This window comes from Virgibacillus carmonensis, from assembly GCF_057836705.1.
Map to the genome: position 1 here is coordinate 99,391 of NZ_JBYQFJ010000008.1, position 12,319 is coordinate 111,709.

The following is a 12,319-nucleotide window of genomic DNA, read 5'->3' on the forward strand; positions in this document are numbered from 1 at the left end:
TACTGTTATTTACTTGTCAAACGTTGAAACAATAGGAAGTTGTTCTATCCCTGATAAGACAACAATGAACCAAGAGGAACTAAATATTCCGATTTGACAAAACAAAATCTTTCGTTAACCTAATACATAGAGTAAAAAACATTTAAAAAATATTAAATGTATTTATTTTATTTAATAAAGGGGGCTAAGTTAGTAATCCAAAGTTATCTACTAGCACTCTTGGCAAAAGTGTGTGTTTTTTCTTAATAGATGTTTGCCAAAATATAAATCAGAAAGGTGTTTGACAATCAATGAGTTTTCGCAGAATGACTCAATTAACTTTATTTACTATCATACTTTTTGTACTAGCAGCTTGCAGTTCAACTAGTGGAGGTGACGAGTCAGGTAGTACAACTGGCGAATCGAATGAAAGCAAAGGGACAATCACGATTGGCCAGATTAATTGGCCAGAAAATATTGCAGTCACAAATTTGTGGAAGGCTATTCTGGAGGATGAAGGTTATGAAGTGGAGTTAAAACTTCTTGGAATGGGTCCTCAGATGGCAGCTTTAGCTTCAGGAGAATTAGATGTGGCACCAGAAATTTGGTTGCCGGTGCAAGATAAGAGTTACTATGAAAAGTATAAAGACCAAGCTAATTTTTTCGAAGATCCTTGGTATGAAAATGGGAAAGTTGGATTGGCCGTTCCAACGTATATGGAAAATGTAAACAGTATTAAAGATTTAAATGAATACAAAGATAAATTCAATAGCGAAATAATAGGTTTTGAGTCTGGGGCAGGAACAATGCTGGTAACACAAGAAGTAATTAAGGAATACGGTCTTGATTATGAATTGGTAGCGAGCAGTACGGCCGCAATGATCTCATCCATTAAGAATGCAGTTGAAGAAAAAGAACCTATCGTTGCGCCGCTGTGGAAACCACATTATGTGTTTTCTGAAGTGGACTTAAAGTTCTTGGAAGATCCGAAAAAAACCTTTGGTGGAGTAGAAAAGATTTATATGGCAACCCGTGAAGGATTTAATTCAGACAATCCAAAAGTTAGTAAATGGTTGAAAAACTTTAAATTGAACGACAAGCAACTTGGTGAATTAATGATTACTATTAAAGAAAACAAAGACAATCCTATTAAAGGCGCACAAAAATGGGTGGAAGAAAATCAGGATTTAGTTGAAAAATGGATGAAGTAAACGTAAGGAAAGAGATGATACTCGATAAGAGAATCGTCTCTTTTTTTACAAAGAATGAAACTTTTTTGCGAGGTATTTGATTAAGAAAGCTAATGCTGAATTAAAGTTGCATCTTAGTACTATTAATTATAAAATAAAAGAAACATTTAATTTATAATTAATCAATTTAACAGCAAAATGCTCTTATTTTCCACGAAAAAGAGGTGCCACAATGGAAGGAAATCGGAATAACTTTAATAATGAAAAAGCCAAAGAAAAAATTGATCAAGCTGAAAGTATGATGGTTAATACGATTTCAGAAACGATGGACCTATATGGTGTTACCCCTTCAGTGGGACGTCTGTACGCAACAATGTATTTTAAACATCAGCCTATTACCCTGGATGAAATGAAAGAAGCACTCGGTATGAGTAAACCGAGCATGAGTACATCTGTTAGAAAGCTTCAAGAAATCAATATCGTTCAAAAGGTATGGCAGAAGGGTTCAAGAAAAGATTCATTCATGGCTGAAAAAAATTTCTTCAATTATTTCTCTCAATTTTATGGTATGAAATGGGAACGCGAAGTGAGTATGTTTTTGGTTAGTATTAGGAAGGCTCAAGAACAACTCAATGAGGTAATTGAAAATAGTGAAACAGATGAAACATTACGAGAAAAAGCTGTGTTGCATTATCAACAACTCGATGAAGCTATGATATATTATCATTGGTTGGATAAGCTTACCAAACTTACTAAATCTGGCGAAATATATAATTATATACCCGTTGAAGATGAAGGTGAAAGGGATTAGTTATAATAAAGGCCATAGAAATTAACTGGTAAGTTTGTAAAATGTAGATAACCTGAAAGGGTCAGTCCCACGTTGTGCTCATGTGTTAGCGCAATGGGGAACTGACCCTTTTATTCTAGAGTAATTTAAACAAACAGGAAATGCGCCTTTGCTTATTTTTTATCTTTGCTAGTATCGTCAGCTAGCTGCTCAAGAGATTTAACTTTTCCGTGTGGGTTTTGTGATTGTTTCCTGCCTTGCCATTCCCGTTCTTGTTGTCGTTTAGATTTAGACATGTATATTACCACTCCTTTTCAAAGTGTCAATAATCAGTTTAACCTATCCATTATTTTGGGTTTTAGATGCTCTTTCTTTTTTTGCTTTATTTTTGTGAGCCTGATTTGCAGCTGCACTCCCAAATTCCTTAGAGAACTCCGAATCCGTTTTACTGGAATCAAATCCTTTTTTATTCTTTTGTTGTGGATCATTTTTCTTTGTTCGTTTGGCCATTAATTTCCCTCCTTTTTTGAATTAGTATGGGAAAAAATGAATGAAATATTCGTACAAAATGATCCGGTTTGTTAACTCTAAATTACTAAGAAAAGGAGCATTTTCAAATAATAATGCTCCTTTTGAAGCATTTGGGTAAATATATACGATTATAATGTTTCTCAAGTTTGGTCTTTCTTTAAGTAGTTATCTGTATTCTGTGGAGTAACTTCCACTCATAAGAGCTTTAAACAGTTCATTATTACTACCAAATATTCACCAACTTTATTAAGCCATACTTAAAAAAATTGTGATACACAATAAAGAGGAGTATAATGGATATGGTGTAAGACTAGCTTACGCCTACACCTTTTTGGTAAATCAAAGTTTTAAGGATGGTTAATATGAGCAACATGCCTAAAGAAACAGACGTTATCTTAATTGGTGCCGGAGTCATGAGTGCGACTTTGGGATCATTACTGAAAGAATTAGCACCGGACTGGGAAATTACAGTGTTTGAGAAACTCGATAAAGCAGGAGAAGAAAGCTCTAACGAATGGAACAATGCGGGTACGGGCCATTCTGCACTGTGCGAGCTTAACTATACATCCGAAAAACCTGACGGATCGATAGATATTAGCAAAGCTATAAAAGTTAATGAACAATTTCAACTCTCTAGACAGTTTTGGTCTTATCTTGTAAACAACAATCTGATTCGTAACCCGCAGGACTTTATCATGCCACTGCCGCATATGAGTTTGGTACAAGGGGATGACAATGTAACGTATCTGAAAAAACGCTTTGAGACGCTGTCAAACAATCCTCTGTTTCAAGGGATGAAGTTTTCCGATGACCCTGAAAAACTAAAGGAATGGATTCCGCTTATCATGGAAGGGCGTAAATCAAATGAAGCGATTGCGGCAACAAAAATCGACTCTGGAACAGATGTCAATTTTGGTGCTTTAACACGCAAGTTGTTTGAACACATGGAAAGTGAAAACATCGAGGTAAACTACAAGCATAGTGTTGAGGATATTAAACGTACTAGCGATGGCAAGTGGGAAGTCAAAGTGCATGATATCGATGGCGGTAAAATCGAATGCCATACTGCAAAGTTCGTCTTTATCGGTGGTGGAGGCGGAAGTCTGCCTTTATTACAAAAAACCGGTATTCCTGAATCAAAACATTTTGGCGGGTTTCCGGTGAGCGGACTATTTATGGTATGTAACAATCCGGAAGTTGTAGCGCAGCATGATGGAAAAGTATATGGTAAAGCTAAGGTTGGCGCTCCGCCAATGTCTGTTCCGCATCTTGATACAAGATATATCGATAACAAAAAATCGTTACTGTTTGGACCGTTTGCGGGCTTCTCACCAAAGTTTTTAAAAACAGGTTCAATGTTTGATTTATTAACTTCGGTAAAATCGGATAATCTTTTAACGATGTTATCGGCAGGCGCAAAAGAGATGTCGTTGACAAAGTACTTGATCCAGCAAGTTATGTTATCTAATGAAAAGCGCATGGAAGAAATACGTGAGTTTATTCCGAACGCCAAAAGCGAGGATTGGGATATCGTGTTAGCGGGGCAGCGTGTGCAAGTTATCAAAGATACTGAGGCTGGCGGTAAAGGAACACTTCAATTTGGTACGGAACTTGTTAGTTCTGCTGACGGCTCTATAGCTGCGTTGCTCGGTGCTTCTCCGGGTGCTTCTACTGCTGTTCACGTTATGCTTGACATTTTTGAAAAATGCTTCCCTCAGCATCTGAAAGAGTGGGAACCGAAAATTAAAGAAATGATCCCTTCTTACGGCGAGTCACTAGTAGAGAATCCAGAGCTATTTGAAAATATTCATGCCTCAACAGCGAAGACGCTGGGTCTTAGCGGGAAAGAGGCAGTATCCAGTTGATTCTTTGGATGTGGAAATAAATGGAATGAACATTTTTTGTCAATGGATAATTGCTTCTATGACAAATCAAAAAAACCCCTTGAACTGTTTAAAACGTTCAAGGGGTTTTTTTAATTGTAAAGAAAGTATAACCGAAAGTCTGTCTAGCTCCAGCGCCTAGACACTCGAGACATAAGCAGTTCGCTTCCGTGCGGGCAAAGCACCCACACTGCACCGCTCTGCTTATGCTTGTCGTGTCTTTCAAGGCGCTTGCGCTTTTCGTGTCTAGCTCCAGCGCCTAGACACTCGAGACATAAGCAGTTCGCTTCCGTGCGGGCAAAGCACCCACACTGCACCGCTCTGCTTATGCTTGTCGTGTCTTTCAAGGCGCTTGCGCTTTTCGTGTCTAGCTCCAGCGCCTAGACACTCGAGACATAAGCAGTTCGCTTCCGCGCGAGGAAACCCATCCACACTGCACCGCTCTGCTTGTCGTGTCTTTCAAGACGCCCTGAGCTTTTCTTAATTGTTTTAATGAGAAAATATTTAATAATAATAAAGGTATTTTATCGACAGCCTTTCCGTAGTACTTCAAATAGGACGAATCGTCTTCATGGAAGAGCAGAAAAATACAACTTCTAACTAAAATTCTCTTCCCGAGACTTTTGCAGATCACTTAATTGTAAATAACATTCATTTCAACCTACCAATTAAAATGGCTATTCTATTTTAAAAAGGAAGCCGTTTTTTCACATATTAGCGCCATCGGAGTGCCATCACTAGTTTACAACAATCGATGTCTTCCACCTTAGAAATTATGGTTATATTAATTCCATCAGGGTTAAAGCTTATTTCCACATCTCCAGGAACTCCTGTTGATTTAATTAGCTCTTTTACTTTTTCTGATTTATTTTTTTGTGCAGCATCCATTACTTTGTAGGCAAAATCCTCCGATTCAGATAGTTTGTTTAAGACAACTGTGGCATTTTTCATAAGTTGCTTGAATTCCTTTGCAGATTGATAAAAGAGTGTCGGATCAACATCAAGGGATTGTGGCCGATCGTTTGTGTAATAAGCATTTGGCTCGGGATACCAATAAGTAGGTTGCTCATACATTCGCCGATCTGGATAGCAGTATACTGGATAAGGTTGCTGAGGATAATCCATTGCATTTACCTCCTTGAATAATTTCCTACACTATATTCCTAGGAATGAATGACGTGATATTGATGTTTGTTTAGCTAAAAGACTATCCAGTGCATTATGTTGAAACATATCATAAATAAATGAGGTTTGTAAGAAGGCATGGTAGTATATAAATATCCCTATATACTACCGAATGGAGGAAAAGTGAAGTTATGTTAGACTTGCCAAATTGCCCAAAATGTAACTCAGAATATACTTATGAAGATGGAAGCCTTGTTGTTTGCCCGGAATGTGGCCATGAATGGAATTTAGATTCAGAAAACGATAATAGTGAGGATAAAAAGATTTTCAAAGATGCGAATGGAAATATCTTAAATGATGGCGATTCTGTAACAGTAATTAAAGACCTTAAAGTAAAAGGAAGTTCATCGGTTTTGAAATTAGGTACAAAAGTAAAACATATACGTTTGATTGATGGAGACCATGATATTGATTGCAAAATTGATGGTTTCGGCGCTATGCAATTAAAAACTAAATTTGTTAAAAAGGTATAAACGGGATATAAAGCTAAACGAACAGGAATGAGGTGAATGCATGGATTCGAAAACACTCCGCGAAAAGGTAAAAGAACATTCTTCCTCTATCCTTGGCAGTGAAAAATTTGCCAAGTTTGCTGTTCTGTTGCCGCTCATTCAACAGGACAACGGAATACATATTCTTTTTGAGGTTCGTTCCCACAAATTAAGAAGGCAACCTGGAGAAATCTGTTTCCCGGGAGGAAGAGTAGATAAGCAGGACAAAACTGTTAAGTCTGCAGCCATCAGGGAAACAGAGGAAGAATTAGGGATTAGTAAAGAGCAAATTTCCGATGTTTTTCCATTGGATTATCTGGTATCTCCATTTGGAATGATAGTTTATCCGTACGTAGGATTCATTGATGGCTCAGAATCTATCAAACCTAATCCAGCAGAAGTTGAGGCGGTGTTTACGGTACCATTATCCTTCTTTCTGAAAACAAGCCCGAAAATATACTCCGTAGACGTTAAAGTGGAGCCAGAGGATGACTTCCCATTTGATCTGATTGCTGGGGGTCATGACTATAATTGGCGTACAGGAAAAATTGACGAATATTTCTTCATCTATGAGGATAAGGTCATCTGGGGCTTAACTGCAAAAATTCTTGCTCATTTCACTGATGTGATTAGTTAAAGCTCCCAGTGGATAGCTTAATCGGAGAATAGTAGAAAACTTAATGGCGAAAGCCTTAGTTGCACTTATGTAGTAAGAAAGGTTTTCTTAACTGCCAAATTAAGACATAGGTCAAAAATAACACTTATGTCTTAATTTCTACGTCAAGTATCTCCCGAATGTCTTCCTCGGTTAGAGTAGAGGGTGACTTATCATCAGAATGAATGATTTCTTCAACGAGATGCCGCTTTTTCTCCTGCAGTTCATTCATTTTTTCCTCAATTGTTCCACGGGCAACGAGCTTAATGACCTGCACAACATTTGACTGTCCAATCCGATGGGCACGGTCAGCTGCCTGCTCCTCGACTGCGGGATTCCACCAAATGTCATATAGGATAACGGTATCGGCACCTGTAAGGTTGAGACCTGTTCCGCCTGCCTTCAAGGAAATAAGGAATATATTACGTTCACCTGCATTAAATCGATTGCTGATTTCCACTCGGTCTTTTGACGGGGTTTGTCCATCAAGGTAGAAAAAGGGTAAACCCTGAGTTGATAAATTTCTACCTATTAGCCCAAGCATTTTCGTGAATTGGGAGAAAATTAATACCCTTCTGCCGGCCTGCCTTGATTCTTCTACAATCTGCATCAGTTGCTCAAATTTTGCTGAGCTCCCTTTATAGTCGTCCACAAATAAAGCTGGGTGACAACAAATCTGCCGTAATCGGGTAAGACCAGCTAGAATCCTTATACGATTTTTCCGTAGTGTATCCTTGTCCAGATGCTTTAGTGTGTCATGTCGGAGCTTCGCCAAATAGGCGGCATACAGCTTCTTTTGATCGGGATATAACTCCACGGAATCCGTTGCCTCAACCTTTTTAGGGAGCTCTGAAAGTACATCCTCTTTCAGCCTTCGAAGTAAAAACGGACGGATCCTTCGGGCAATTTTCTTCCTTGACAGATTACTGTATTCCTTTAATCCCTGAAATAACTCAGGAAAGACCACATGAAAAATGGACCATAGATCCTCTTGCGAATTTTCGACAGGCGTACCTGTAAGTGCAAAGCGATAATCAGCTTGAATCTTTTTAACCGCTCGAGCTGTTTGGGTCAAAGGGTTTTTAAATGCCTGTGCCTCATCAAAGAATACGGTTTGGAAAGCTTGTTTTTCGTACCATTTTATATCTGTCCGTAACAGCGGATAGGAGGTAATGACAACGTCCATATCCATGACATCCTTTTGTATATTGGACCGTTCTGTTTTCGTACCATCTACAACCTTGGCTTTTATATCCGGAGCAAATTTTATGATTTCATTAAGCCAGTTATACGTCAAAGAAGATGGACAAGCAATAAGGACAGGCAGCTTCTTTTGCCGGATGTTAGGCAGCTCTGACAGAATGAACGTAATGCTTTGCAGTGTTTTACCCAGTCCCATGTCATCTGCAAGAATCCCACCAAATCCATAGCTTGCAAGTTTTTTCATCCATTTGTAGCCGTCTTTTTGGTAGTCTCTCAAGATTGACGCTACTCTATTTGGCACCGTGAACTCCAAACTGTCAGGATTGCGAATGTCTTCCAGGAACTGACGGAATGATTCCTCTATCGTGAATACATTATTATCATCAACAGAATCAAGAGCGTGAAGACCCCGGATGACTGGTAAATTCAAGCCACTTTCCAAATCTTCATCCTGAACTGGAACGGCATTTAGAAAACGATTAATTTCTTCAAATTCCTTTGTTTCCAATGAGAGGAGAGATCCGTTCCCTAACCGATAGTAGTTTCGTTTTTCTTCTAGTGCCGCAAGAATTTCACGAATGTGTTTTTCGTGAATGCCCTCCATTTCAAACTTGAATTCCAGCCAATTTGTCCGTTCCTTTTTGACCTTGACCCTAATTTGCGGCATGTATTTTCCTTTAGTAACACGATTTCTTACTGCTGTAGTTGCATATATTTGTACAAGCTTTTGCAGTTTCGGAACAACGTGGTACAAAAACTGATACTCCAGCTCTTCATTATGCAAAAAATACCCGCCATCCGTTTTGCCAAAACTGCTATCTTCCATCAGTTTCAGAACTTCGTCTTCCTTCTCTACATCTCTTATAAGTACGGATCCTACCCGTAGTTCGCGATTTTCTAACGGATTAATCACTGTGTTTTCATAGTGGAATTCAAGCCCGGCGAGCAGTCGGTTTTTCACGCGATCTAAGTATAGCTTGGCAATTAGGGGTGATTTCCTAACATGGTTGGAAATAGCATCAGTCAGTTTGACATCTCCTATTTTCCTCAAGCTTGGAACTACTTTTTCCAGAAAAAAGTTCAACTGCTTATGTGAAATCGAAATTTGATTTGTTTCTGAAGCATCTAACATATGTTTTAATTCAGAAAGACGTTGACAATCCTCGTTTTTCAGCTTGGCTATTTTTCCACCAGATAGAACAGAACTATATGAATTCAACACAACCATCGGATTCAGCCCTTTAATCTGCAGCTGGTGGCCTTTTCCAATTGTTTCTGTAAAGTTAAACTGTAAAGGAAGCTTTTCGTCCGATAACTGTAGGCCATCATGCGTATTCCCGTTATACTCAATTTTCACCAAAGGCGCTTCTGTAAGTAGGGGGGTAAGCTGTTCCCAAGAGGATGGTGGGATGAGTAACATGTGATTATTGATTGTAAAGTCGGATTTTTCTCCGTAAACCTTTTCATCATCAATTACCTGAATAAGCGCTTGAATAACGGCATCTGTTTCTTTTTGAAAGCAATGAAGGCTAGGGTTATAGGTGAATGAACTGGATAGGACGCTTGGGTTGCCTTTTTTCACATGTTCGAGAACTTGCCGGATGTTTTGAACATTGGTTTGACCGATCTTTATTTCTATTCCAAACATGTGTCGCGATTTGTTCATGATGACGGGTTTACACGTAAAAGTTGTATCAAGCACTTGTCTGTTTTCAAAGTGAAGCTGATGGCGGCTTGATCGTATGGGTTGTCCATCAAAGAGAGTCATTAATCCGCTTGTGAGCTCCTGATTTGTTGAGGAGTTGCTTCCACCGGCAGAATTTGCCTGGCGCTGCCGTTCATAAATTGCCAGTAGAACTCCCGCAATATGCTGACAATCACTTTTAAAGGAAGGCAGCGTTGGGCAACTGCAATTTGTATGAAAAGCCCCGCTAGACTTTCTTTCGATGGTGACATGGAAATCCTCAGCCCCTCTAACAGTTGCTTGACAATGATCTGGACTGTAATTATCAAATGTAACTTTGTTGGCGCGATAAAAAGAGTCTCCTCTTTTGAAGGAGACTGTACCGCACATTTTTTCAATGATTTTCTGATCTAATTCTATATTCAATTGCCTCGCCCCCCTGAGGATAGTTCGTTACAGTAATCCAAGACTCTGTTTGCGCAAGATCTAATTAATACGATTGTATCACATAGTAAAGACAAGTTTTTATTACGTACACTAAACAGTGTTTGCTATAATTTCTATCATACTATTTCTTGAAACTAGCCTGCCTGTATAAAGGAATGGAAAACAACCCTATTGGCTTGTTAAGTGTTCCTTAATCTCATAGTATTCTTCCACATTGCTGGTAGTTTCTGCAAGTTCATATACTTTATTTAATAACAGGTCTCTGTCCAAGTCAAAAATGAACTCTGTACTTATATGATCCAATGTATTTTTGGAAAATCTCCAAAGGATGTCATGTCTGGAAGAGTCAATTGATTTTGCCAGCTTTCCCAGGGAAGCTATAATTTCTGTTATAATTGGATAATCTTTTTGAGCGTAATGACGAATGGTTCCAAACCCCTGATAGAGGTAATAATCAAAGCCCTCTATCCCAATAATTAGACGTACTTGTTTGTTTTCATCAGCGACATATGGTGTGAACGTGATGTTTCGATCCAATGTCAACAACAAATCAGACAACTGGTGTATGGTATTTGTAGCTGTTTTTGGGTCATTATTTCCCATCGCTTTAATTGCAATTTCCGAAAGCTTGTTCATTGTCATCTTAAGATCCTGAATTTCAGTTTCCTTGTGTCCCATATTAATCATGTGGAGATACTTTTTTTCATCAATGTTTTCCGCATTTGGACCCCAATAAGAAAATAACAAGTTATCTTTTAAAGTAAAACTGCCCACTCGAGTTTCCATCTTAATAATGATATTATCTTTTTTAGCCTCTTCAACCATTTCGTAAAAATTAATTAATTGTACATAGCCAGAGTCAGTTGCTTTAACTGCTTTTTGGGAGACTTGATAGGTTTTCATTAGATCTCCAGGCTCTTCTACTCGATAATTCTCTAAATCTTTTTTTAATGTGCCAAGAATAATATCTTCAGAAACCCTTTTCATACCATCTGTAATGTTATGCACTTGCATCCAGGCAGTAGAATGATTGATAAAATAAATAAACGTAAGGACGTCTAAAAATGCAATTCCCGCTGTTGCAAAGGGTACAGCGACGAAGTACTCTACCGGATGGCTACTAATAAAAAGAAACATAACCAGGACAAATACAAAACTACCGTTAAAGATCCCTAATATATGTTGCGTTTGCTTATCTTTCACAAAATTCTGCAGCATTCTGGGAGAAAATTGTCCACTAAATGTTGTTAAAACTACTAAGAGAGAGTTTAATGTAAATGCGCTTAAGGTTAGAATACCTCCAATAAGTGCACTAATCAGCAGTCTAGTGGTTTCAAAATCAGCATGGAAAAAGTCGATGGTATAATTAGCTGAACCAAGCCCCACATCAAGAAATAACGTAAAGGCTACCAGGAAGAATGTAGCAATAATATATAATAATGGAGTACGCCACAATGTTAACTGAAGCTCATGCTGGCGTTGGCGTTTGGACATCAGAAAGTATTTTCTGATAGGTGTTGGTAATAAATTAAGAAACATAACTTGTGGCTCCTTTTCATTTGTACTAATTAGTATGCCGCTTATGATGATTTTGTATAATTACCCTAATTTAAAAGAAGTAAACGAAAAGTATTAGAGTTGCTCAGTCTTCAAGAATGGAGTGAAGAAATGAAAGAGTACTATTATGAGAAATTACTCAATGTAAATACAGGTGGATACCAAAAGGCGGACAATATATCTTCCCATTATTATACGTATGAGCCAACACAATATAGTGCGTTAGAAATATTGTTTGAGAAATATGAATTGAAAAGTGGTGATCGTGTAGTAGACTTTGGATCTGGAAAGGGAAGGTTAAATTTCTATATCAACTATTTTTACAATGCATCTGTGGTAGGGGTAGAAATGAACGAGACTTTCCATCAAATAGCAGTTCAAAATCGAGCGAGTTATGTAGGGAAAACTAAAAAGGATAACGATAGGATTGACTTCAATTGTTGCTTAGCAGAAGACTATCTGGTCAATCCATTAGACAATCGTTTTTATTTTTTTAATCCTTTTTCAAAAGAAATTTTTATGAAAATCATAAACAATATATTGTTTTCAGTCGAACAATCAGAACGAAAGGTAGATTTGATTCTATATTATAGTTCAGAGGATTATATTTATTATCTAGAAAACGACACCTCTTTTGAATTAAATAAAGAAATCTCCATACCAGATTTATATAACAATGATCCTTATGAGCGGTTTTTAATCTATAGCTTGACCTAGGTCTTAG

At 37.9% G+C, this 12,319-nt stretch carries 11 protein-coding genes; 6 read left to right on the forward strand and 5 right to left on the reverse strand.

Annotated features, from left to right (window positions below; genetic code table 11):
* Window positions 1-305 precede the first annotated feature (305 nt).
* Both AC3G7N_RS08665 and cudC read left to right on the forward strand, forming a co-directional pair.
* Window positions 306-1,190: a glycine betaine ABC transporter substrate-binding protein gene (locus AC3G7N_RS08665; RefSeq protein WP_489421752.1), complete on the forward strand. Its 885-nt coding sequence runs from the start codon at window positions 306-308 to the stop codon at window positions 1,188-1,190.
* 211 nt (window positions 1,191-1,401) lie between these two features.
* Window positions 1,402-1,980 (forward strand): choline uptake/conversion transcriptional regulator CudC, encoded by a 579-nt coding sequence (cudC, locus tag AC3G7N_RS08670; RefSeq protein WP_489421753.1) that lies wholly within the window; start codon window positions 1,402-1,404, stop codon window positions 1,978-1,980.
* 152 nt (window positions 1,981-2,132) lie between these two features.
* On the opposite strand, the gene AC3G7N_RS08675 is transcribed toward cudC, so the two are convergent.
* Window positions 2,133-2,255, reverse strand: coding sequence for a DUF6254 family protein (locus tag AC3G7N_RS08675; protein ID WP_489421754.1), 123 nt, complete (start codon window positions 2,253-2,255; stop codon window positions 2,133-2,135).
* 43 nt (window positions 2,256-2,298) lie between these two features.
* Window positions 2,299-2,469: a hypothetical protein gene (locus tag AC3G7N_RS08680; RefSeq protein ID WP_489421755.1), complete on the reverse strand. Its 171-nt coding sequence runs from the start codon at window positions 2,467-2,469 to the stop codon at window positions 2,299-2,301.
* Between the two features lie 383 nt (window positions 2,470-2,852).
* Between AC3G7N_RS08680 and AC3G7N_RS08685 the strand changes: the two genes are divergently transcribed.
* Window positions 2,853-4,355, forward strand: coding sequence for a malate:quinone oxidoreductase (locus AC3G7N_RS08685; RefSeq protein WP_489421756.1), 1,503 nt, complete (start codon window positions 2,853-2,855; stop codon window positions 4,353-4,355).
* Window positions 4,356-5,087: 732 nt separating this feature from the next.
* Here the strand turns inward: AC3G7N_RS08685 and AC3G7N_RS08690 are convergent.
* Complete coding sequence (locus AC3G7N_RS08690; RefSeq protein ID WP_489421757.1) at window positions 5,088-5,498, reverse strand: YuzC family spore coat inner layer protein; 411 nt, start codon at window positions 5,496-5,498, stop codon at window positions 5,088-5,090.
* Between the two features lie 191 nt (window positions 5,499-5,689).
* On the opposite strand from AC3G7N_RS08690, the gene AC3G7N_RS08695 reads away from it, so the two are divergent.
* Window positions 5,690-6,031: a zinc ribbon domain-containing protein YjdM gene (locus AC3G7N_RS08695; RefSeq protein ID WP_489421758.1), complete on the forward strand. Its 342-nt coding sequence runs from the start codon at window positions 5,690-5,692 to the stop codon at window positions 6,029-6,031.
* A gap of 40 nt (window positions 6,032-6,071) precedes the next feature.
* Complete coding sequence (locus tag AC3G7N_RS08700) at window positions 6,072-6,686, forward strand: NUDIX hydrolase (protein ID WP_489421759.1); 615 nt, start codon at window positions 6,072-6,074, stop codon at window positions 6,684-6,686.
* A 124-nt stretch (window positions 6,687-6,810) separates the two neighbouring features.
* Here AC3G7N_RS08700 and AC3G7N_RS08705 read toward each other — a convergent pair whose 3' ends face one another.
* Window positions 6,811-10,017: an SNF2 helicase associated domain-containing protein gene (locus tag AC3G7N_RS08705; RefSeq protein WP_489421760.1), complete on the reverse strand. Its 3,207-nt coding sequence runs from the start codon at window positions 10,015-10,017 to the stop codon at window positions 6,811-6,813.
* 189 nt (window positions 10,018-10,206) lie between these two features.
* Complete coding sequence (locus AC3G7N_RS08710; RefSeq protein WP_489421761.1) at window positions 10,207-11,577, reverse strand: DUF2254 domain-containing protein; 1,371 nt, start codon at window positions 11,575-11,577, stop codon at window positions 10,207-10,209.
* 129 nt (window positions 11,578-11,706) lie between these two features.
* Between AC3G7N_RS08710 and AC3G7N_RS08715 the strand changes: the two genes are divergently transcribed.
* Entirely contained in the window at window positions 11,707-12,312 is a 606-nt protein-coding gene (locus AC3G7N_RS08715; RefSeq protein WP_489421762.1) for an SAM-dependent methyltransferase, read from the forward strand.
* The last annotated feature ends 7 nt before the right edge of the window (window positions 12,313-12,319 follow it).

What these genes read in the sequence shown, in the direction of transcription:
- AC3G7N_RS08665 (WP_489421752.1), top strand. Translation starts at nt 306, where the DNA reads ATGACTCAATTAACTTTATTTACTATCATACTTTTTGTACTAGCAGCT.
- cudC (WP_489421753.1), top strand. Translation starts at nt 1,402, where the DNA reads ATGGAAGGAAATCGGAATAACTTTAATAATGAAAAAGCCAAAGAAAAA.
- AC3G7N_RS08675 (WP_489421754.1), bottom strand. Translation starts at nt 2,255, where the DNA reads ATGTCTAAATCTAAACGACAACAAGAACGGGAATGGCAAGGCAGGAAA.
- AC3G7N_RS08680 (WP_489421755.1), bottom strand. Translation starts at nt 2,469, where the DNA reads ATGGCCAAACGAACAAAGAAAAATGATCCACAACAAAAGAATAAAAAA.
- AC3G7N_RS08685 (WP_489421756.1), top strand. Translation starts at nt 2,853, where the DNA reads ATGAGCAACATGCCTAAAGAAACAGACGTTATCTTAATTGGTGCCGGA.
- AC3G7N_RS08690 (WP_489421757.1), bottom strand. Translation starts at nt 5,498, where the DNA reads ATGGATTATCCTCAGCAACCTTATCCAGTATACTGCTATCCAGATCGG.
- AC3G7N_RS08695 (WP_489421758.1), top strand. Translation starts at nt 5,690, where the DNA reads ATGTTAGACTTGCCAAATTGCCCAAAATGTAACTCAGAATATACTTAT.
- AC3G7N_RS08700 (WP_489421759.1), top strand. Translation starts at nt 6,072, where the DNA reads ATGGATTCGAAAACACTCCGCGAAAAGGTAAAAGAACATTCTTCCTCT.
- AC3G7N_RS08710 (WP_489421761.1), bottom strand. Translation starts at nt 11,577, where the DNA reads ATGTTTCTTAATTTATTACCAACACCTATCAGAAAATACTTTCTGATG.
- AC3G7N_RS08715 (WP_489421762.1), top strand. Translation starts at nt 11,707, where the DNA reads ATGAAAGAGTACTATTATGAGAAATTACTCAATGTAAATACAGGTGGA.